17 protein-coding genes and 1 tRNA gene are annotated in these 20,349 nt (G+C 70.4%); 6 read left to right on the top strand and 12 right to left on the bottom strand.

The window, feature by feature from the left end; translation table 11 throughout:
* Window positions 1–176: 176 nt before the first annotated feature.
* Together thrS and FRANCCI3_RS17180 are read left to right on the top strand one after the other, a co-directional pair.
* Window positions 177–1,517, top strand: a complete 1,341-nt coding sequence (gene thrS, locus FRANCCI3_RS17185) for a threonine--tRNA ligase (protein ID WP_082456771.1) — start codon at window positions 177–179, stop codon at window positions 1,515–1,517.
* Between the two features lie 275 nt (window positions 1,518–1,792).
* Window positions 1,793–2,899 carry a Vms1/Ankzf1 family peptidyl-tRNA hydrolase gene (locus FRANCCI3_RS17180; RefSeq protein WP_011437786.1) on the top strand — a complete coding sequence of 369 codons (1,107 nt, stop codon included), beginning with the start codon at window positions 1,793–1,795 and terminating at the stop codon, window positions 2,897–2,899.
* On the opposite strand, the gene FRANCCI3_RS24880 is transcribed toward FRANCCI3_RS17180, so the two are convergent.
* Together FRANCCI3_RS24880 and FRANCCI3_RS17175 are read right to left on the bottom strand one after the other, a co-directional pair.
* Complete coding sequence (locus FRANCCI3_RS24880; RefSeq protein ID WP_235186951.1) at window positions 2,884–3,060, bottom strand: hypothetical protein; 177 nt, start codon at window positions 3,058–3,060, stop codon at window positions 2,884–2,886. The genes FRANCCI3_RS17180 and FRANCCI3_RS24880 overlap by 16 nt on opposite strands.
* Window positions 3,061–3,249: 189 nt before the next feature.
* The gene (locus tag FRANCCI3_RS17175; protein ID WP_011437785.1) at window positions 3,250–4,587 is read right to left on the bottom strand and encodes an ATP-binding protein; all 1,338 of its coding nucleotides are present in this window, start codon (window positions 4,585–4,587) and stop codon (window positions 3,250–3,252) included.
* A gap of 414 nt (window positions 4,588–5,001) precedes the next feature.
* On the opposite strand from FRANCCI3_RS17175, the gene FRANCCI3_RS17170 reads away from it, so the two are divergent.
* Window positions 5,002–6,516, top strand: a complete 1,515-nt coding sequence (locus FRANCCI3_RS17170; RefSeq protein WP_011437784.1) for an alkaline phosphatase PhoX — start codon at window positions 5,002–5,004, stop codon at window positions 6,514–6,516.
* Between the two features lie 189 nt (window positions 6,517–6,705).
* Here FRANCCI3_RS17170 and efeB read toward each other — a convergent pair whose 3' ends face one another.
* From efeB to FRANCCI3_RS17150, 4 genes are all read right to left on the bottom strand, one after another.
* A complete protein-coding gene (efeB, locus tag FRANCCI3_RS17165) occupies window positions 6,706–7,974 on the bottom strand; it encodes an iron uptake transporter deferrochelatase/peroxidase subunit (RefSeq protein WP_011437783.1) in 1,269 nt (422 codons plus the stop codon).
* The gene (gene efeU, locus FRANCCI3_RS17160; protein ID WP_011437782.1) at window positions 7,971–10,079 is read right to left on the bottom strand and encodes an iron uptake transporter permease EfeU; all 2,109 of its coding nucleotides are present in this window, start codon (window positions 10,077–10,079) and stop codon (window positions 7,971–7,973) included. Before efeU ends, efeB begins: the two co-directional genes overlap by 4 nt.
* 468 nt (window positions 10,080–10,547) lie before the next feature.
* Window positions 10,548–11,036, bottom strand: coding sequence for a YbaK/prolyl-tRNA synthetase associated domain-containing protein (locus FRANCCI3_RS17155; protein WP_011437781.1), 489 nt, complete (start codon window positions 11,034–11,036; stop codon window positions 10,548–10,550).
* 665 nt (window positions 11,037–11,701) lie between these two features.
* Window positions 11,702–12,064 carry a hypothetical protein gene (locus FRANCCI3_RS17150; RefSeq protein WP_011437780.1) on the bottom strand — a complete coding sequence of 121 codons (363 nt, stop codon included), beginning with the start codon at window positions 12,062–12,064 and terminating at the stop codon, window positions 11,702–11,704.
* Between the two features lie 393 nt (window positions 12,065–12,457).
* On the opposite strand from FRANCCI3_RS17150, the gene FRANCCI3_RS17145 reads away from it, so the two are divergent.
* Window positions 12,458–12,534, top strand: a tRNA-Ile gene (locus FRANCCI3_RS17145).
* A 254-nt stretch (window positions 12,535–12,788) separates the two neighbouring features.
* Here the strand turns inward: FRANCCI3_RS17145 and FRANCCI3_RS17140 are convergent.
* From FRANCCI3_RS17140 to FRANCCI3_RS27145, 6 genes are all read right to left on the bottom strand, one after another.
* Complete coding sequence (locus FRANCCI3_RS17140; protein WP_011437779.1) at window positions 12,789–12,992, bottom strand: helix-turn-helix transcriptional regulator; 204 nt, start codon at window positions 12,990–12,992, stop codon at window positions 12,789–12,791.
* Window positions 12,985–14,394 carry a replication initiator gene (locus FRANCCI3_RS17135; protein WP_237704544.1) on the bottom strand — a complete coding sequence of 470 codons (1,410 nt, stop codon included), beginning with the start codon at window positions 14,392–14,394 and terminating at the stop codon, window positions 12,985–12,987. The genes FRANCCI3_RS17140 and FRANCCI3_RS17135 overlap by 8 nt, the downstream gene beginning before the upstream one ends.
* Before the next feature lie 143 nt (window positions 14,395–14,537).
* Window positions 14,538–16,220 carry an FtsK/SpoIIIE domain-containing protein gene (locus FRANCCI3_RS17130; protein ID WP_011437777.1) on the bottom strand — a complete coding sequence of 561 codons (1,683 nt, stop codon included), beginning with the start codon at window positions 16,218–16,220 and terminating at the stop codon, window positions 14,538–14,540.
* An 84-nt stretch (window positions 16,221–16,304) separates the two neighbouring features.
* A complete protein-coding gene (locus FRANCCI3_RS17125; RefSeq protein WP_011437776.1) occupies window positions 16,305–16,640 on the bottom strand; it encodes a hypothetical protein in 336 nt (111 codons plus the stop codon).
* On the bottom strand, window positions 16,622–16,879 hold the full coding sequence (locus FRANCCI3_RS17120) for a hypothetical protein (RefSeq protein ID WP_023841511.1): 258 nt from the start codon (window positions 16,877–16,879) through the stop codon (window positions 16,622–16,624). Before FRANCCI3_RS17120 ends, FRANCCI3_RS17125 begins: the two co-directional genes overlap by 19 nt.
* Window positions 16,879–17,052: a hypothetical protein gene (locus FRANCCI3_RS27145; protein ID WP_023841510.1), complete on the bottom strand. Its 174-nt coding sequence runs from the start codon at window positions 17,050–17,052 to the stop codon at window positions 16,879–16,881. Before FRANCCI3_RS27145 ends, FRANCCI3_RS17120 begins: the two co-directional genes overlap by 1 nt.
* A 401-nt stretch (window positions 17,053–17,453) precedes the next feature.
* On the opposite strand from FRANCCI3_RS27145, the gene FRANCCI3_RS17115 reads away from it, so the two are divergent.
* Both FRANCCI3_RS17115 and FRANCCI3_RS17110 read left to right on the top strand, forming a co-directional pair.
* Window positions 17,454–17,984: a hypothetical protein gene (locus FRANCCI3_RS17115; RefSeq protein ID WP_011437775.1), complete on the top strand. Its 531-nt coding sequence runs from the start codon at window positions 17,454–17,456 to the stop codon at window positions 17,982–17,984.
* A 2-nt stretch (window positions 17,985–17,986) separates the two neighbouring features.
* On the top strand, window positions 17,987–20,176 hold the full coding sequence (locus FRANCCI3_RS17110) for a WD40 repeat domain-containing serine/threonine protein kinase (RefSeq protein ID WP_011437774.1): 2,190 nt from the start codon (window positions 17,987–17,989) through the stop codon (window positions 20,174–20,176).
* Window positions 20,177–20,349: the final 173 nt, after the last annotated feature.

Raw genomic sequence — 20,349 nt, 5'->3', positions numbered from 1 at the left:
CGTCACCGCTGTCGTCATTGTCACCGCGGCGGGGGCGGCACTGCTAACCTGGACGACATGCAGCGCGCTGGCCTGACGACGACGCCGGAGAGTGTCCCGGCGCGCTGACAGCCGTTCTTCTGTCGAAGCCCCGGGGTGGATGCCCCGGGGCTTCGCCTTGTGGTCACCCGCCCTACCTGCCGCGAGGTGAGGAGACCACGGTGTACGACCACCGCAAGCTCGGTCGCGAGCTGGAACTTTTCGATACCGACCCGCTGATCGGGTCGGGTCTGCCGTACTGGCTGCCCGCCGGTGCCGTCGTACGGCACACCCTGGAGGAGTACATCCGTGGCGTGGAGCGTCGGGCCGGTTACCGGCACGTGTACTCGCCCGTGCTGGGCAAGCGGGAGCTGTACGAGATCTCCGGCCACTGGTCCCATTACCGGGACGACATGTTTCCGCCGATGGATCTCAGCGGGGAGCGGCTTGGCGGGGAGCGGCTTGGCGGGGAGCGGCTTGGCGGGGAGCGGCTTGGCGGGGAGCGGCTTGGCGGGGAGCAGATGGTGCTGCGGCCGAGCCTCTGCCCGCACCACGCGTTGATCTACCGCTCCCGCGCGCACAGCTACCGCGATCTCCCACTCCGGATGGCCGAACTGGGTGGCATGTACCGCTCCGAACTGTCGGGGGTACTGGGCGGGCTGACCCGGGTGCGGGCGATCCAGCTGAACGACGCGCACATCTTCTGCGCTCCGGAGCAGGTCGCCGACGAGGCGCGCGCGGCGCTGGAGCTGATCCGCGAGGCCTACGGCGCGTTGGGTGTCAGCCCGGCCCGCTACCGGCTCTCCCTGCCGGGGCCGGGCGGGAAGTACGTCGGCGACCCCGGCATGTGGCGGCGGTCCGCCGCCCTGCTGACCGAGGTCCTCGACGCCGCGGGGGTGGCCTACGAGGCCGTGGAGGGGGAGGCGGCCTTCTACGGCCCGAAGATCGACGTTCAGATCGTCGACAGTGCCGGCCGTGAAGCCACCCTGTCCACCGTGCAGATCGACTTCCATCAGCCAGAACGGTTCGATCTGCGCTACGCGGGCCCGGACGGCGCGATGCGCCGGCCGGTCATGGTCCACCGCAGCGTTATCGGCAGCGTGGAGCGGGCCGTGGCCCACCTCATCGAGTCGCACGGCGGTGCGTTTCCACCATGGCTTGCGCCCGTGCAGCTGGTGGCCCTTCCGATCTCCGACGCCGAGGTACCCCACGCCCTCGCGCTGGTCCGGCAGGCGGCCGACCGGGGACTGCGGGCCGAGGCCGCCGGTCCGCAGCGCGGCACCCTGGGCGCGCGGGTCCGGGCCGCTCGTCTGGTGCCCTACCAGGCGATCATCGGTGCCCGGGAGGCAGCCGACGAGCGGGTCTCCCTGCGGTTGCGGGACGGGCGCCGCCTGGAGGCCCGGCCCGCCGCGGAAGTCCTGGCCGGCATCGACCTCTTGACAAGCGCGCACAGCACTGATCTATGGACCGATCCCCGGGGACAGGCCGGGGGCAGGTAGGGAATTCGATGTTTGCCGACGATGTTTGCCGACGATGCCGATCATTGAGGCCGGCGAAGAGTCGAACTCGAGCCGATTCGGACCGTCAGCAGCAATATATACCGGCCGCGCCCGGATGAAGTCCTGGCGGGTGGCCGACGGTCCGTCGCGCCGATGATGGGTATGGCTGGGAGCAACCGAAGAGGCCGGACCGAAGAGCCGGTCGGTGCCCATCCTGGACCCTGGAGGATCGGCTCGCCGACCGGCGGGAGCGGAGAACAGGAGGCCGCGGTGCCGTGATCCCAGATGAGGAGATCAACGAGTTGTTCGCCGTCCCGAGCCCGTGCGCGACGCTGTACCTGGGCCTGTCCGATCAGATGGACGGGATTGCGGCGGATCGGGCGGTCCGGTGGCGGCGCCTGCGCGACAGCCTGGCCGCCGACGGGGCGGATGGCGCGACGCTGGGCGCGTTGGACGAGGTTGTGGCGTCCCTCGGCCCGCAGAACGCCGCTCTCGCGGCGTGCGCCGCGGATGGCAGGGTGGTCTGGTGTCATCGGCTGCGACGGCAGGTGGCGGACCGGGCCGTCTGGGGCTCGCTGCCCTGCACGTTGCCGATGCTTGCCTACCGGCAGAGCAGCGTGCCCTGTGTGGTCGTGCTCACCGACCGGACGGGCGCCGACCTGCGGGTGGCCGGGGACGGACTGCGGTTCGCCGGTGAGGTCGTCGGCTCCGACGACGAGATCGAGCGCAATGCCCCCGGCGGCTGGTCGCAGCGCCGCTACCAGGATCGTGCCGAGGACTCGTGGGATCACAACGCCGCGCAGGTCGCCGAGGCGGTGACCGAGCTGACCGAGCGGGTGGACGCCGCGCTGGTGGTTCTCGCGGGAGACGCCCGGGCCGTGCAGCTGCTGCGCAAGCATCTGCCGCCCCGGGTGACCCCGCTGGTCCACCAGCTCGAACACGGGGGACGTCACCCCGGGCGGAGCGACCGGTTCCATTCCCAGGAGGTGCGGGAGCTGGTCGAGGCCGAGGTTCGCGACCGGACCCGCGCCGTGCTCGACCGCTTCGCCGAGGACCGCGCACACGGCCGGGCGATCGACGGGGTGCCCGCGACGCTCGCCGCGCTCGTCCGCGCTCAGGTGGGCACGCTGCTCGTCGTCGACGACCCCGGCGACGACCGGGCCGCCTGGTACGGGCCGGAGCCCGGGGACGTCGCCACCGAGCCGGGCGCGCTGGCCCGGCTGGCCCGCCGGGCCGGGTCACCACCGACCACCGGCCGGTTGGCGGATCTGGCCGTGCGGGCCGCTTGGGGCACCGGCGCGGCCGTGCGGGTCCTGCCCGCCGATCTGCCCGGCGCACCGACCGACGGTCTTGGTGCCCTGCTGCGCTACCCGTCCCCGTGACCTGTGTCGAGCGCGTCGATGAACTGCAAAGACGACGGGGTGGCGACCACCCGCACGTCCCAGCCGGCGGACCGCACCTGCCTGACGAAGGCGGGAAGGTCCCCGGCGGGGTACCCGCCACCGCAGGCGACTACGTAGAGATTGCGATTTCCGTCGGTCATGGCGAAACCTCATTGTGGTTGGGTTGGAAGATCGCTGCGGTTTTCGTTTCGTCGAGAACTCTCCCGTGTCGCGCCTCGTCATCGGGGCAGGAAATACTTTTCTATATCGAAAAATCAAAAGTTATCAACACCCGGATCCGGGTGCGAGGCGGATCCGGGTGCGGGTCGTCCCTGCAGGGGCGGGGCAGGTCAGATCCGGGTGAAGGCCTCCGCGTCACGACGGAAGCGGTCCAGCTCGGTAAGACTGATCGTCGGCCGGGCCAGCCGGGCGGCGTCCAGCAGGTCCTGTGTGCTCAACGGGGTCACCGTCGGGCCGTGGCCGCCCCCGCCGCTTTCCGCTCCCGCCCCGGTGCCGACCTTCACCCCGTCGGCGGCCCGGTGGAAGGCGGCGGCAGCGGAGCGCTGCACGACCGCCGAGAGATCGGCCGGCGTGAACAGGTCGGTGGCCGCGACGACGGCGTCCAGATCGATGTCCTCCTTGTTTGCGACCCGGTCGAGCAGCCCATCGAGCAGCACCCGGCGCCCCTTGGCGTCCGGCGGTCCGACGGGGAGGACGAGATCGAACCGGCCGGGCCGGATGAACGCGGGATCCAGCGCCGAGACCGCGTTGGTCGCGCAGATCAGCAGCCGGCCCTGCACCCCGCGGAACTGCGGGATCGCCTTGAGCAGTTCGTTGACGACGGACTGGTTCTCCGGTCGGGTCTCCCGCGACTGGGCGATCTCGTCGACCTCGTCGATGAACACGACGACCCGCTCGACCCCCATGAGGTCGTTGATCGCTGACCGCAGCTCGGCGGCGAGCCCACTGCCGCCGGAGGCCAGCCGTGAGGGCAGCAGCTCGACGAACGGCCATTCCAGCCGGGCGGCGACCGCCCGGGCGAAGGACGTCTTACCGGTGCCGGGCGGCCCGAACAGCAGCATCGCCGTCGGGATGACGACTCCGTACGCCTCGGCGAGCTCCCGTTCCCGAACCGGCAGCAGCAGCCGCTTCTCGATGAGCGCGCGCTCCTCCTCCATCCCGGCGAGGTTGGACCACTCGGAGGCGCTCAGCAGCGCGCCGCCCCACCGCTCGACGGTGGAGACGTCCGCCGGGCGCAGGGGAATCTGCTTGTCATAGAGTACCTGCCCGGTAGCGGTGAAGCCGCGGTTGAGGAACGCCTCCTCACCCGGCTGCCCGGGGGTGATCAGCGTGGTGATCCGCCGGCAGCCGGCGTGCAGGAGCAGGTTTTCCACGCTCTGCAACAGGCTGGAACCAATGCCGTGGTGACGCCAGGCGGGCGCGATGGCGACCGTGAGCACCCGGCCTTGGCCGCCCTCCTTGCGCCCGACCGCGGCACCGACGAGATGCTCGCCCGCGACGGCGACCACCGCGGGGGACTCGGTCTCCGGGAGTTCGTGCCGCAGCGCCAGCACGGTGTCGGTGAGGTTGATGGGCGGGCCGCCCGGGGTGCTCCTCACTTCCTCCAGCAGGCGTACTGTCGCCGCGTAGTCGACGGTCTCGTAGGGACGGATGTGCCAGATGGGCACGCTGGCTCCTTCAAGTCGGTCACCGACGGATCGTCGACTCGACAATGCCCTTCTGCTCCGCCCCGATCAGCAGGGACTGACGAAGCTTTCTGACGGGACCTTGGGACCGCCACCCCCGGCCGAAGGCAATCTCCGTGCCTGTATGTGCCCTCCCTGGGCGGGGCAGCCCCTACTCCTCCAGCCTTGCCGGCAGCTGTTCGACGAGTGACGCGAAATCGCCGGCGCTGAGAATCAGGTTGAGCATAAGGCGGGTTCCCCCGCCGGGAATACAGGGTGGCAGGGGCCGATGCGGTGTCGGTCGAGGCGCGGTCGCGGCCGGTGGACCGTTCGCTCATCACAAGGCCACGATGCGGCCGTGACACGTTGGCCTCTCCGTAAAGGGGCGGTAACATCACGTTCCTAGGGTTGCGCGTCATGAGCGAGTTGACACGACGTAATCTGTTCCGGCACGGCACGGCGGCGGGGGCCGTGGTGGTCCTGTCCGCCGAAGCGTTCAACCTGCTGGCGGCGAGCCCGGTGGGCGCGGCGACGGGAGGCTACGGGCCGCTGGTGGCCGACCCGGCCGGCAAGCTCGATCTTCCCGCCGGCTTCCATTACAAGGTGATCGCGAAGGCCGGTACCTGGGGTCAGGCGCCCTACAACGAGCCGTTTGACCGGCTCGACGATCCGGGTAGCCCGCCGTACCCGACCAAGTTCGACGGCACCGGCTCGTTTCCTGGGACGCAGGGCGGGACGATTCTGGTGCAGAACCACGAGCAGGACGCGGTGAACCCGGGCGCGCAGTTCACGCCGGTGGTGCCCAAGACCACCGGGGCCGCGGTGTACGACGGGTCGGCCACGAACGCGTTCGGTGGCACCACGAACATCGTGCTGGACGTCAACGCGAACGTGCAGCGTCGCTACGTGAGCCTGGCCGGCACGATCCGCAACTGCGCCGGCGGGGTCACCCCCTGGGGTGCGTGGCTGACGTGCGAGGAAACAGAGTCGATCATCAGTGGTGGCAAGCGGCACGGCTATGTCTTCGAGGTCGACTCGCTGGGCCGCCGCACCACCGGGGCGCCGTTGACGGCGCTGGGCCGCTTCGCGCATGAGGCGGTCGCGGTCGATCCCAAGACCAACTTCGCCTACCTCACCGAGGACGCGAGCGGCCCGAACGGCCTGCTCTACCGGTTCCGCCCGACCCGGGCGACGGGCCAGTTCGGTGACTACGCGGCGGGCGGCTGCCTGGAGGCGCTGCAGGCCTGGACCGCGGCCGGCAACCCGATCGACGACCTTTCCCAGATCACCAAGGTCGGCACCAGCCTGACAGTGAAGTGGGTGCCGGTGCTTGCTCCCGACCCGGACGGGACCGACGCCTCGCCCTCGATCCGCAAGCAGTTCGCCTACCCGGGCCGCCCCGCCACCCTGGCGGCGGCCAGCCCCGACCGGGTGACCCGGTCGAAGAAGTTCGAGGGCGCCTTCTGGGCCCGGGACGCGGCCTGGATCAACGCCAGCTATGCCAAGAAGGCCGACCTGCCCGCCTCCGTCAGCTACCCCGCGCTGCCCCCCACCGTCCACGATGGCCAGGTGTGGAAGTACCAGCCCGCCGCCGAAACCCTGACTCTCGTCGCGCTGCTGCCGTCCCACGAGGCCGCGGACGACTACGACACGCCCGGAGTCTTCGACGGGCCCGACAACCTGTGCATCACCCCGCATGGTGGGGCGTTGTTGTGTGAGGACGGCGACGGGCTCAACTACGTCGTCGGTCTCGACCGCCAGGGCAGCCCCTTCGCCTTCGCCCAGAACAAGATCCTGTTCCAGGATGGTGCCGACAAGATCTACCGGGAGTTCGTCGGCTCCTGCTTCTCCACCAACGGCCGTTACCTGTTCGTCGCCACCCAGGACCCGGGCATCGCCTACGCCGTCACCGGCCCCTGGCACACCGTCTGATCTCACCCGAGGCCTGATCTCACCCGCGGCGGCCCGGCCGTCCGTCCCCAGGCGCGGTCGGCCAGGTCTCGCGGTCGGCCAGGTCTCGCGGTCAATGGCCCGGGCAGGCGGGGGCCGGGCAAGGGGCAAGGCGGTGCCAATCGAGGTGATCACGCACCGCCGGGCCGCGGCCCATAGCAGCGACGGCGCTCAGGCCAGCAGCGACCGGCCCAGGTGGTCGCTCGCGTCCCGGACACCGGGGAGCACGAAGAAGTAGCCGCCACCGGTCGGGCTGATGTAGTCGACGAGCGGCTCGTCGATGAGCCGGGTCTGCGTCGCCTCGAACTGCCGGATGATGTCCTGCTGGTAGCAGCAGAAGACCAGGCCCATGTCGAGGTTGCCGTTGCTGTCTGTTCCCCGGTCGTAGTTGAAGCCGCGGCGCAGGATGCGGGAGTTGTCGGTGGCCGCGGTGCGCGGGTTGGCGAGCCGGATGTGCGCGGTGAGCGGGATGGCCGTGCCCTTGGGGTCGCGGGCGTAGTTGGGAATGTCGGTCTCCGCGGTGCCGTCCAGCGGTGCCCCGGTGTCCCGTCGCCGGCCGATCATCGTTTCCTGCTCGTTGAGGGAAACCCGGTCCCAGAATTCCACCAGCATCCGGATGATGCGGACGACCTGGTAGGAGCCGCCGGTGGTCCAGCGCGGCTCGCCCGCACCGTCCACCCAGACCAGCCGGTCCATGTCGGCGGCGCTGGTCACATCGGGGTTGACGATGCCGTCCTTGAAACCGAGCAGGTTTCGCTGCGCGCCGGCTGGCCGGGGCTGGCTGTGGAAGCCGTCGATCCGCCACCGCAGTTGCATGCCGCCGCGGGTGTGCCGGGCGATGTCGCGCAGCGCGTGCAACACCGTGTCCCGGCTGTTCGCACACAGCTGCAGGCTGAGATCGCCGTGGCAGTCGGCGGGGTTCAGGTTGTCGTTCGGGAAGGTACGCATCGGCGCCAGCCGCCGGGGACGCCGGTCGGCCAGGCCGAACCGGCCGTCGAACAGGGAGGCGCCGACCCCGACCGTGACGGTGAGCGCGTCCGGGGGCACGGTCGGCCCGAGGACCCCGCTGTCCGACGGTGGGGCGACGGTGCCCAGGTCGGCCGGAGCACCGCCGGCGGTGAGGAACCGGGCCCGGGCGGTGATCGTCTTGAACAGGTCGGTGAGCGCGGCCCGGTCGTCGGCGATGACGTCGAAGGACGCGAACATGGCCGCGGCCGGCTGCGGGGTGAGGATCCCGGCCTGATGCACGCCGTGGAAGGGAACCACCTCGTCGGAGCTTCCGCTGGCGGCCGCGGCGGCCGGCGCGGCGGTGGTGAGCACCGCAGCGCCGGTTCCGGCCGCGACGGTGGTGGCGCTGCCCGCGGCCGCGGCGCCCGCGGCGAAGGCTCCGGCGAGGAAGGAGCGGCGTCCCATCCGCCCGCCGTCGGACCCGGGGCTCATCCGGTACTCCTGATCTCGAGGATGTCGGGGATCGGCGCGAGGGTCTCCAGCAGCGCGCCCAGGCTGCCGTTCAGCTTCTGCCGGTCGGCGAGTGGCAGCCGTCCCGGCGGGATCCAGGTGCCGTGTGGGTTGCCGACCCGCCGCACCAGCGCGCCGAAGGCGCCCAACTGCTGGCGGGCCGCGGTCAGCGCGGCGGGCGACCGGGTCTGCAGCACCGGCGCGATCACGGTGAGCAGTTCCCGGGTGCCGTCCACGTTTGCGCTCGCGGTCGCCAGAGCCGTGCCGCTGCCCTGATCGGCGGCGCCGGTGAGCTGGAACTGCAGCGTGTTCTCCAGCACTTCGTGGGTGCGCAGGGCCAGGTCGTTCGGATCGAATTCCTGGGTGGGGAATGCCGCCCGCAGCCCCGCTACGTCGCTGGACAACCCGACCGCCGACGCGGCCAGCGAGGCGGCCGACTCACCGTGCCACAGCCCGTACTCGATCCGGTAGAAGCCGGTGAAGTCTGGGTCGTGCACTCCGCCGGGCAGCCCGGCAGGCAGTCCGTTGATCTTGGAGTCGAAGTCCCCGAAGGTGCCGTAGGCGGCGCCCAGGCGCTCGTAGTCGAGGTGGGCGGGCAGCCAGTCCCGGCGGGCCGCGTCCAGGTCGCCGTGTTCCACGTCCGCGCGCAGCGTGTCGACGCTGCCCTGCAACGTCACCAGGCCGACGGTGACGAAGGCGCGGTAGCCGCGCAGCGGGCCGCTCATGGTCTCTGCCGTCACGGGGAGGATGGAGGCGGCCCCGCTGGCCGCGCCCGCCACCCGTTGACTCGCGGACAGCAGCCGCTTACCGCCGTCCGGCAGGCATTCCCAGGCATAGGTGCCCCCGCCGATGGTGGCCGACAGGGTTCGGGTGGTTCCGGGCGCCAGCAGTTCGATCTCCGCATGGATGGCACCGGTCGCCGGGTCGATGAGGCGGACCTCCGCCGTTTGGGCGCTGCTGTTGTGGACGGTGAACGTCTGCCTGCCCGACCGGGGCGCCGCCCAGCCTGCCGCGCAGGAGCCGCCGGTCACCTCGATCGTCCCGCCGCTGCCGCCGCTGGACGACGGGCCGAGCGCGAGGATCGTGGCGCCGGCGGCGAGGGCCGGCACCGCGACGATGGCGGCCGGCAGCGCCCACCGCGGCAGCCGGTGGCCAGCCGACGCCCCTGTCGGGGCCGGCGGGGGCGTCAGGGGCGTCGGGGCCGGCGTGCGATCGGAACTCTTGGCGGCGGGGACGGCGGCCGGTTCTCCTGGCTGTGCTGGCTGTGCTGGTTGGGGGGCGCGGGTGCCGCGGACGAACAGGGCCAGTACCACCACCAGGTAGGCCAGGTAGCCGGTGACCTGCAGCGCCGTCATCCGCGGAGTGATGTTGAAGACGCCCTCGACGAGCCTGGCGTACCAGGAACTCGGGTCGAAGGTGGTCCGCAGGTCGAACAGGACCGTGTCGAAGCCGGGGAGGGCACCGGCCTCCTGGAGGTCGCGCAGACCGTACCCGGCGACACCCGACGCGACGACGATGAGCCCGATGCCGGTGAACGTGAAGAACTTGGTCAGGTTGATCTTCACGGCGCGGTAGTACATCCCCACGCACAGCCCGGCGGCGATGAGGAGCCCGGCCGCGGCGCCGATCAACGGACCGGCCGACTCGCTGGCGCCGCGGGTGGTCGTCCAGATGAACAGGGAGGTCTCCACACCCTCCCGGGCCACCGCCAGGAAAGCGGTCAGGATCAGCACGCCGGGCCCGAGTGCCAGCGCGGCGGTGACCTTGCCCTTGATCTCGCCGGACAGGGCGCGGGCCGACCGCCGCATCCAGAAGATCATAACGGTGACGAAACCGACCGCTACGAGGCTGAGGCTCCCGCTGAACACCTCCTGCGCCGCCGTGGACATGGACGCGGCGGCAAATGTCAGCACGGCGCCGAAGCTCGCCGACAGGGCGATGGCGGCGAGCACGCCCGTCCACACCAGCGGCAGGCGGGAGCGTTCGTCGGCGCGGACGAGCGTCGCGACCAGGATCGAGACGATCAAGCCTGCCTCGAGGCCCTCGCGCAGCCCGATGAGCAGGTTCGGGAGCACATCACCCCACACGTCCGATTCCTTTCGGTCCGCCGCGTAGCCGGCTTCACGGAACGTACCAGAGACGGAGGTTAGCCTAACCTGCTTTAGGTGAACCTTACTTAGGATTATGGATCAGTAACTGGCAACCGGCGGGGTGGGCATGATCGTCGGGATCGGTTGTGCTCGCCTGGGTAGAAGCTCACTGCGGGTGGCTCTGTCCGCACCTCGCAAACAGTCGTGGCGCGGAGAGCCCAGGAGAGCCCAGGGCACGCTGAGCCCAGCTGGAAAGGGGTTCACCGGCATGGTCAAGATCTCGGCCCCCTTCGCGGCAGAGATCGATCTCGGTCAGCTCCGGTACCCATCCTTCGCCGGTGGTCCGGAGGTCCGGTGGTCCGGAGGTCCGGTGGTCCGGAGATCCGGTGGTCCGGAGGTCCGGCGGTCTACGAAGGAGTGCCGAGTGCGACGGGCCGGGGCGCTGGCTCCTGGCCGCCCAGGGCGTCAGGCGGCGATGGGCGCGACGGTCGGCCGGGCCAGCACCAGGTAGTCCGAGACGGACAGGGCGACGGACAGGTCGAGCCGTCCGGCGTTGAAGTAGATCTCGTCGTGGATAAGCAGGCCTTCGTCGACGATGAGGTCCAGCTCGGGGGAGAAGACGAACGGGGTGATGGATCCGCTGACGCTGCCCGCCAGACGTTCGGCGACCTCACGGGCGGCGAACGAGGCCTCTCGGCCGCCATACCGGTCGGCCAGCGCGTTCAGGTCGACCCGACGGTCACCGGGGACCACGGCGAGCACGTAGCGCCGGGAACGCCTGCCCGTTGCCACCCGCACCACGAGGGACTTGGCGGCCTGCTGGAGGGGGTGGCCACGCAGCCGGCTGGCGACGTCGGTGTGACCCTCGGGCGGATGCGGGATCATCCGGTAGGACACCGAGCCGGACTCGAACAGATCGGTCAACCGCCGGAAGACGTCTCGGTCGTCACGCATCCGCCCCACTCCAAGGGCGAGTGACGGCAGGTTGGGGGTGGCTCGGACGACAAAGCATTGCGCCTCCGCGGTCAGAGATGGTGAACGGACAGCCGACAGTTACCCGACGGCGCGCATGGCATGGCGCCAGGTCGACCGGGTACACGATTGCGCACGGCCCTTTCAACGCACAACGTTCTGCCTCGATCACCTCGTTGATGGACGCCCGGCTGCCGGCGTGCGGTGGAACGCACTCTTCGCCTTCCGGCCAATCCTCGGCGTTGAGCAGCAGTGGATGGGGTATTCCCGGGGAGCCCGGCCAGGCAGAGCACCGCTTGGCCGGGGCTAATCCGCGGTTTTCAAGCTTACGCCGGGGCCGGTGCGGCGCGAACACCCGACTCCGGCGACAACACGCGTGTTCAACTGCGCCACCGCTGCAGTCGAACATCCTGGTGTTTACCTGGGAACCTTGACGAGACACGACTCGAAAGTCCCACTCGTGATGGGCGGTGCCCGGCTCGCCGTACTCTCCGAGAGGCACTATGAGGTATGAGCCGTTTGTGAAGGCACCAATAGTGACACCCGGCGGTCCCTGCCGGAGCGGCCTTCGTGTCCTCGGTGCCATCTACAGTACAGTCGGCTGGGTTGACCGGCTGGGAGGTGGCCTGAGGTCCGCGCCCTCGCTGTCAGGCGAGGAGGTCGAGGAGTTCGGTGAGTGAGTCGATGATGTGGTCGGGCCCTGCTGTGTGCAGGGTGCGGGTGTAGCCGTTGGTGATGGCGACGGTCTGGTAGCCGGTCGGCGGGGTTGCTGCGGGTGTGGCGGCTGTTGTCGACGACGTAGTGGGTGCGGACCGGCCGCTGATCCGGGACTGGCTGAACCCCTCGATGGAGGAGGCTAGGCGGTCCTGGCTGACATGGTCCCATTTGCGCATGAGCAGGAACGCGGCGTCGAAGTCCCGGCCGCGCAGGGCGTCGGCCGTGTCGTCGCGGTACAGAAGCTCGGCGGAGACGGTGTAACGCTGCCAGGCGGATTCGGGATCAGCGGTCATTCATCGCTCTTCGGCAGGCGGCAGATCGGGACAAGCCGCGTGAGCGGATCAGCACGGTGAGCATAGCCGGGGGATGTCGTCTCGGCATCACAAGTCCGGATCGAGCGGTCAAGCGGCGCCGGACAGGCGCTGACCTGGGCATGTCGCCGGGACGGCGGCGGCGCCGGAATGCCGTCGACCCGGGACGCCGTCGATCCGTGCCGCCGTCGATCCGTGCCGCCTCGGCATTCCGTGGTCGTCCACTTCCGGTGAGTCTTGTTCTTGGGCTCCTCTCCGCGGCCAGACGAGCGGACGCATGCCACCCGGCGGTAGCCGTTAGGCTGTACGTCGTCGATGTCCTCCACGCTGTGAGACGTCCTCCACGCTGTGAGACGCTGGGGGGGATCGATCCAGGGGGCGGTAGCTCAGCCGGTTAGAGCAGCGGACTCATAATCCGTCGGTCGTGGGTTCGAGCCCCACCCGCCCCACCAGAACCCTTGCAGCACAGGCGATTCTCGCGCAGCAGTCGATTTTCCTGCAAGGTCATCCCGTACTTATCCCGTACTTTGAGTGGATCAGTCGACGTCTTTCGATCTTTGTCGTTGCTGGTTTCCGGCCGTCTTCCACTCGGTCTCCGGACGCCGGCCGGACGGGTCGACCTGACGGGGAACATGATGCACGTCATGTTCCCCGTCAGGTCGCCCGGTACGAGGGACGCTGGCCGGGCGGCGTGGGGCGCACAGGTTTACTCGTGAGTCTGGTTACCGCAGGTAGTCAGCCAGGTCGTGACGTCCTGTTCGCGGTAGCGGACGTGCCGCCCGACCTTGAGGGACGGCGGTCCGTCGCCGGTGGTGCGCCATTTGTAGATGGTGTTGACGGGGACACCGAGGTAGCGGGCAAGGTCGTGCACGGTCCACAGGGGTGCACGCGCGGGTGTCTGCTCAGGCATCGTCGTCTCCGCCGCGGGTGGTCGGGGTTAGGGTCGCGCGGTGGGATGGGGGTCCGTGTCCGCTCCGGCTGTGTGCATCGATGTCGGGGGTTGTGCCCCGTCCGGCGTAGCGCCAGGTGCTGAGGATGGTGGTGCGGGGGTCGTTGTCGGGGCGGCTGAAGGCGTCGCCGACCGGACGGCCTGCCAGGACGGCGCCGATGGTGCGTGCCCAGGTGCGGCGTGCGGCGCGCAGTGTGCCGAAGGTGGTGGAGTACCGGCGGCTCTTGGAAATCCAGTGTCCGCCCCAGCCGAACGCGTGGGACCAGCGGATCAGAGCGGGGAGACGGCCGGGTTGCCGTCCGGTGGCTTCGTCGAGTGCCGCGGTGAAGTCCTCGTCCTGGCCGAGCTGCCAGCAGGTTTCCACCATCCGCCGGGCGTGGGGGTTGAGGGGGATGCGGGCGAGATGCCCGAGGCTACGTACGGGCCGGTCGAGCAGGCCGCCGGCGGTGACACTCTTGGTGAGGTACTTGGCGAGGTAGTTTGCGATCTTCCCGCTTGTGGCGGGTCCGTCCAGGGTGATGGGGCGTAGGTCATGCTGGTCACCCCAGCGCACGAGGGTCACGCCGCCGGGGTGGTTCGGGTCGGGAGCAGGTATGGCCACTTCCCCGAGGACTGTGCGCAGGCAGTGGGCGACAAGCTTTGTTGTCGCCCACGCGGGTGGTGCCACGAGGTCATTCGGGTTCTCGCCGCGCCCGTCGATCCGGATGACGGCGTGTAGGTGGACCAGGCCGCGGGCCTGCATTTCCGCTGCCTTCACGCAGGTGATCCGTATGACGCGGCGCAGACCGGCCACCGTCAACCCCGCCGCCGCCGCGACCGCCGATTCCATTCGATCCCGGGTGACCTTCCATAGCATCGGCGCGAGACTGTTCCACGTAACCGCGCCCGGATAGTCGAAGCAGTCCGGGCACAGCGGTGTTCCGAGCAACCGATCCCCGTCCCGGTGCCGGGCGTGGCAGCCCGCCGGCCGTCCATGCGGGCATTCGCCCCGCCGAGGCCGGCACGCCCGCGCCTCGCCCCGCTTCCCTTTGCTGCGGCGGGAGTGCACCGCGCCGAAACTCGGGGCGGTCAACGTCACGAACAGCGCCGGATGACCGCTGACCGTGTCGGGCACGCTCGTGCCACCGGCCAGCCCGGACAGCACGATCCGCCGGGCGTCTCGCTGGTAGAGCTTGGAGCAGGAGGGGCAGACGGAAGCGCGCCGGTTGTTGCACCGCACGTGTACCACCCCGCCCGGCTGTCCGGCTGAGGAGAACGCCCGACGTACCTCCCCGGTCGTGATGTCCACATGATCGGTGTGGCCAGCGAGGCGGATGGGGTGTGTGCAGCCCCCGGCCACCGTCCCTTCACCCGGTTTGGTCACGGTATCGATAGGGCGTGTCACTGTGGGTGGCTCCTTGTGGGCAGGGTCGAGCCGCCCGACGCCGGCAGCGGTGTCCGGGGGGCACGACGAAGGAGAAAAAGGGGAAGGGTGCCGGGCGGCCGGGGTCCTGGCCGGTGGGTGATTTAGCCGGGTTCGCCGGGGAAGTGGGCTTCCCAGGCCCGCCAGGCGGCTTCGGCTTCGGGACTGCCGTCGTCCGCGTCGATCGACGGGGGTGCGGGGGGTAGAGCGGGGGGTGGAGGTGACCGCCAGCCGCGGAGCGGGATCGTCGGATCGTCTTCCTCCCCGGCTTTCCCGCCGCCTTGGACGCTGCCGGGTGCCCCCGGTCGGGTGCGGCCTACCGGGGGCGGGGGGAAAGCGGTCAGGTCGGGGGTCCAGCCCTGCCCGGCGGTGGTGGGCGGTAGCGCGGCCGGTCGGACGGGCGGGGTTGCCGGGCGGTGCGTCGGGGGCTGCGCGGCGGGTTGGGTGTGGTGCGCGGCCATGGTGCGGATGTCGTCGTCAGCCAGCCAGCCGGCCCGTACCCGGACGGGGGTGGGGTCGCCGTCGACGAGGACGTAGCCGACACCGGGCAGGGCGCGGGGGATGCGTTCGCACCGTGCGCCGCGGTCATGCGCGCCGTTGCCGAGGACCATGTCGGCTTGGTCGGCTTCGGTCATCCGCAGCGCGATGCGCACGGGGAACAGGTCTCGTAGCGGCAGTACCTCTTTCCGGGGGTCTTGGACCGCGCCGACCACGACGACCCCGGGGGCGCGTCCCTGGGAGAGCAGCAGGGACAGGGATGCCGCGATCTGCTTTTTCAGCTTCGGGTTCGCGACATATGCGGTGAGGCTGGCGATTTCGTCGACCAGGACGATGATCAGCGGATCATCGGTGGACGGTTTGTGCAGCCGGGAGACCCCGCGTAGCCGGCCGGTGCGCCGGTTCATCACCCGGACCGCGTCCGCGAGTAGATCCGCGATCGATGGGGTGTCGACCGCGAAGCGGTGAAACAGCGGCTCGCCGAACGCTAACTCCATGCCACCTTTGGGATCACAGGCCCAGATTTCAACCAGGCCGCCACGGATCGCCGGGGCCAACGCCCGGATCGTCGACCACAACACCGATCCTTTGCCCGCGCCGGTCGCACCGGCGACGAGGACATGCGAGCCGCGCAGGGGCAGCAGCCAGGCCGTGCCGTCTTCCCGGGCGCCGATGGGCAGCCGGTCGAGATCACCAGGATCGCCGGGGGGAAGCAGGTCCGCGCGGATCGGTCGGCCCAGGACTTCCCGGTGCACCAGGACCGCGCCGACCCGGTCGGCGCGGGCAAGGTTCGGGGAGATCCGCAGTTCCCGGAGTTTTAACGTGGCGGTCAGCCGGGGTGCGGCCTGCTGGAGGTCGTCCACGGACTGTCCGGGGGCGAGGGTGATCCGCAGATGCCAGCCGGCCGCACCGCGCCAGGCCCGGCGAATCCGTGGTGTTCGCAGCACGGTGTGCCTCGTGGTTTCCAGGCCGCAGGCCCGGCAGGCCGCCGCCCACCGTCGGCGTAGCCGCCCGCCGAGCAGCCAGCCGAGAACGGCAGCGCGCAGCCGCGGCACTCCGGCGACGACGAGCACCAGGCCGACGAGCAGCCCCCGCCCGCCGACCGGCCCGAGGGCATCGACCGCCCGCCGGTAGATCAGCAGCGCGAGGACAACGGCGAGCGCTTCCCGCCACCACGAGGCGACGTAGCGCAGCCCGTAGCGCAGCAGCAGTTCAGGGACGGACGGCCGTAACGCCAACCGAAATTGATCTTTTCTGATTCGGCCCTGCCGGACCCGCAGCACTGCCATGACAACCGTCCCTCACTGAACCGGCGCAAGGAGCAGCCCCGGGGACGGCGGCACCGGGTCAGGGATGCCGCCCCCGGCAGACCGTCAGCTCTTCGACGCCGGGGCCGGGTTCGGGGTGGGAAGCGGACGGATCGCCTGTGCGCTCCAGGAGATCCCGTGCCGCTCGCCGATCGCCCACTGCGTACCGATCAGGCCGACCAGGGTGACCGGCATCCCGACCTGCACCCGCGGTGCCTCACCCGCCACCTTCACCTTGATCACAGATGCGGTGCCGTCGTAGGTGACCGCGACCTGCACCCCGTAGACCGGCAGGCCGTCACGGTTCGCCTTCTGCTTGCCGTCCAGATCCGTTTCCGGCATCGCGCCGCTGACCGCGACGACGTTTTCCAACAGCGATTCGTTCACCGGGATAGCGCGCATGACATCTCCTTATGCAACGGGGAATAGCCGAAGGACAGGGAATAGGACGCTTGCATGGTCGTGGTGCACGGGTCAGCCGCGGTCACCAACACCGGCGTGGGAGTAGACGCGGACCGGTCCATCAATGCGATAGCTAGGGACGTGGCGAGGGACAGGAAGAACAGTCCCGCCGTCCAGAGCACCAGCGCGGCGACAAGCAGCCGCCCATGCCGCCGGTCGACCGCGCCAGGACGTGCCATCAGCGGATCACCCGGGAAGCCAGCCAGAACACCGCGGCAACGATCATCCCGACCAGGACGACAGGCACCAGGGCAGACACGTTGGAGAACAGAAACAGGCCCAGGTACAGCACCCAGAAGAAGACCACTATCCGCCAAAACCCGTAGGATGTGCGGACGTAGTAGCGGGGCATAGTAAATCAGCCTCCACACAGAGAAGATCAGGCGAGGGGCGGGAAACGCGGACCGCGTTCCGTGTTCCTCACTCTGCCCGCCGCAGCGGCCACGCGAAAGGCACTGAACCCGGTATTTCCACGGAATCTGCACGGACTATCCCCGGAAGCGGACACGGAGCCGGCCCGGAGCGGAACCGGAGTCCACACGGATCATCCACGGTGCCCGGGATGCGCTGTGCACGGATCAGCCCCGGAGGTGCGATCACAAGCCCGGCCAAACACCCACGCAAACCAGCAGCGTGACCGGCCTGTCACGGGCCATCATCGGGACGGGCTCAGCCCGGAGCAAACACGGACACAACCCGGAGTATCCGCGGAGCCGACCCGGAGTCGGCATCGACAGGAAGGAACGAACGCCGATGACGGCCCCCCACGAACCGGATCGCGTTGACCTGCTTCGCACCCTGCTCGATGGCTGCTTCAAGGTCGGTGTCCGCCATCCCGCCGACCTTGCCAGCTATCCCGAGGCACGGCCCATGCTGGACATGCTCAGCCCCCCGCACCCCGGCCTCAGCGAGCACCGGCGTGCCCTCGCCGCACACCGGATGATCCTCACGGCCGTGCAGGCACTCGGCAGCCCCCGCGGTGACGCCGCCGCCGCCCTACTCGGTCTTGTTCCCGGCCGGTCCGGTACCGCCGCCACACGCACCGCCCGCCGCGACGAGGCCGCCGCCCACTACGGCGGCATCTCGGCCGACTGGTTCCAACGCCGCCACGAAGCAGGCGTCACGCTCGCCCTGGCGATGGAGCTAGACCAGCAGCTACGCGGCCAGGAGGGCACGACCCGCACCGACCCGCAGCGCCGCAGCCGCGCCATGACCCCACCCCCACCCGCCGCCAGCTTCCAGCCTCGCCCGACACCGACGAAGACCCCGACCGGCCAGCCCTGACCATGCCCCAGCCTGCCACGGCGCTTCGTATCGACGACCCCACCCACATCGGGGTCTACCGTCTGCGCGGCCGGTTAGGGGTCGGGGGGATGGGCGTGGTCTACCTCGCCGAGGACCCGCACCATCATCCGGTCGCCGTGAAGGTGATCCGCGTAGAGTTCGCCGCCGACCCGGAGTTTCGCGCCCGGTTCCGCCACGAAGCGGAAGCCGCCCGGCGGGTGCCGCGGTTCTGCACCGCCGCCTTCCTCGACGCCGACCCCAACGCCGAACGGCCCTACCTGGTCACCGACTACGTGCCCGGCCCGACCCTCGCCCAGGCCGCCCGCCGCCCGTTACGCGGCGCCGAGCTGGAACAGGTTGCGGTCCACATCGCAGTGGCGTTGACGGTCATCCACGGCGCCGGAGTCGTCCACCGCGACCTCAAACCGTCGAACGTCATACTCTCGCCCACGGGCGCTCGCGTCATCGACTTCGGCATCGCCCGCGCCCACGGCATGACCATGTTCCACATCGACGAGCAGATCGGCACCCCCGCCTACACGGCCCCCGAAAACATCGACGGCGCCCCACCCGATCCGGCCGCCGACATCTTCGCCTGGGGCGGTGTCGTCCTCTACGCCGCGACCGGCCAACCCCCCTTCGGGGACCGATCATCCGAACTACTCCTGCACCGCATCCGGTACGACCATCCCACCCACCTAAACCAGCTTCACGGCCGACTACACGACACCGTCACCGCCGCCATGGCCAAAGCCCCCGAGCAGCGGCCGACCGCCGAGCAGCTATACCGGATGCTCACCAGCACCCAACCCCCAACACCGCCCCCCGCCGCACCCACCCGGCACGGCAGGCAGGGACCGCAGCCCGCCCCACCACCACCGGCAATCCCCCCGCACTACGCCCGGCCCATACCGCCGGCTCGCCGAACCCGGATCACGATCCTCGCCACCGCGACCGCCGTGGTCCTCGCCGCCGCTGTCCTGCTCATCACGGACCGCCCCCGGCACACCCCGACCACGGCGAACCGCCCCGACCGGCACGGCGCCGCCGCGATCCTCGCCGACCAGGCCACCACCGATGATCCGGATCTCGCGGTCCGTCTCGCCGTCGCCGCCTACCGGCTCAACCCCGACCCGGCCGCGCGCATCGCCCTGCTGGCCGCCGCCGCCCGAGGTCTGCCCCCGCTGGCAACGTTCCGCCACAGCGGCAAAATCCTGTCCGTCGCCATCAGCCCGGACGGGCACACCCTCGCCACCGGCAGCGCCGACCACACCGCACGCCTGTGGAACCCCACCCACCCCGACCAGCCGGTAGCCACCCTGGGCCACGACGACGGGGTGAACCACGTGGCGTTCAACCCCGCCGGCACCCTGCTCGCCACCACCAGCGACGACACCACCATCCGCCTGTGGAACATCACCGACCCCCACCACCCCGACCAGGTCAACACCCTCACCCTGCACACGGGCGGAACCCCCTACGGCGCCGCGTTCAACCCCGCCGGCACCCTGCTCGCGATCAGCACCTCCACCGGCGCCGTGCTCCTAATCGACATCACCGACCCCCGCGCCACCTCCACCCTCGCCACATTCACCCCCCACAGCTACATCGCCGGAAACGTGGCGTTCAGCCCCGACGGCCACACCCTTGCGACGGCCAGCCTTGACGGCACCGCCCGCCTATGGGACGTCACCGACCCGCGCACCCCCCGACCATTGGCCACCCTCGCCCCCGGCCCCACCTTCGACGCCACCTTCAGCCCCGACGGCACGATGCTCGCCACCGCCCAGCAGGACGGCACCACCCTCCTGTGGACCCTCACCACCCCCACCCAGCCGCAGCCCGCCGCCACCATCCCCGAAACCGGCATGACCACCACCGCCGTCTTCGCCCCCGACGGCACGACGCTGGCCACCGCCAGCACCGACGGCACCGCCCACCTGTGGGATCTCACCAACCCGCGCACCCCCCGCCCGCTGGCCACCCTCACCGGCCACACCGGACCCGTGGAAACCCTCGCCTTCGACGGGACGATGCTCGCCACCGCCGGTGACGACACCACCGCCCGCCTGTGGGATCTCAACCCCACCAGCCTCACCCGCCGCGCCTGCACCACCCCCACCGGCCGACTCAGCGAAGACGAATGGCACCGCTACCTCCCCACCTTCCCCTACCAACCCCCCTGCCCCTAACCCCACCAACCCGCCCGGAACAGGCCGCCTACCCCACCCGGCAGGGAAAGACCCCGGGACCGGCGGCAGTCGGGGACGACAGCGCGCGGCCCGGGGTCGCTCGAAGGATGGGAGGACCCCGCCCGGTGTTGGGGGGCAGGGCAGGGTCCTCCCCGCAGTGACAGGCAGGCGGA

The organism is Frankia casuarinae (assembly GCF_000013345.1).
Classification (GTDB): Bacteria; Actinomycetota; Actinomycetes; order Frankiales; family Frankiaceae; genus Frankia; species Frankia casuarinae.
The sequence above is the reverse complement of the archived record's forward strand: the minus strand, read 5'-3'. Positions and strand labels throughout refer to the sequence as shown.

Excerpts from the sequence above, each read along its gene's own strand:
- FRANCCI3_RS17115 (WP_011437775.1), top strand. The coding sequence starts at position 17,454 with ATGACGGCCCCCCACGAACCGGATCGCGTTGACCTGCTTCGCACCCTG.
- FRANCCI3_RS17155 (WP_011437781.1), bottom strand. The coding sequence starts at position 11,036 with ATGCGTGACGACCGAGACGTCTTCCGGCGGTTGACCGATCTGTTCGAG.
- FRANCCI3_RS17125 (WP_011437776.1), bottom strand. The coding sequence starts at position 16,640 with ATGCGCGCTATCCCGGTGAACGAATCGCTGTTGGAAAACGTCGTCGCG.
- efeB (WP_011437783.1), bottom strand. The coding sequence starts at position 7,974 with ATGAGCCCCGGGTCCGACGGCGGGCGGATGGGACGCCGCTCCTTCCTC.
- FRANCCI3_RS27145 (WP_023841510.1), bottom strand. The coding sequence starts at position 17,052 with ATGCCCCGCTACTACGTCCGCACATCCTACGGGTTTTGGCGGATAGTG.
- FRANCCI3_RS17150 (WP_011437780.1), bottom strand. The coding sequence starts at position 12,064 with ATGACCGCTGATCCCGAATCCGCCTGGCAGCGTTACACCGTCTCCGCC.
- FRANCCI3_RS17120 (WP_023841511.1), bottom strand. The coding sequence starts at position 16,879 with ATGGCACGTCCTGGCGCGGTCGACCGGCGGCATGGGCGGCTGCTTGTC.
- FRANCCI3_RS17140 (WP_011437779.1), bottom strand. The coding sequence starts at position 12,992 with ATGCCTGAGCAGACACCCGCGCGTGCACCCCTGTGGACCGTGCACGAC.
- FRANCCI3_RS17110 (WP_011437774.1), top strand. The coding sequence starts at position 17,987 with ATGCCCCAGCCTGCCACGGCGCTTCGTATCGACGACCCCACCCACATC.
- FRANCCI3_RS17130 (WP_011437777.1), bottom strand. The coding sequence starts at position 16,220 with ATGGCAGTGCTGCGGGTCCGGCAGGGCCGAATCAGAAAAGATCAATTT.
- FRANCCI3_RS24880 (WP_235186951.1), bottom strand. The coding sequence starts at position 3,060 with ATGACCGACGGAAATCGCAATCTCTACGTAGTCGCCTGCGGTGGCGGG.
- FRANCCI3_RS17170 (WP_011437784.1), top strand. The coding sequence starts at position 5,002 with ATGAGCGAGTTGACACGACGTAATCTGTTCCGGCACGGCACGGCGGCG.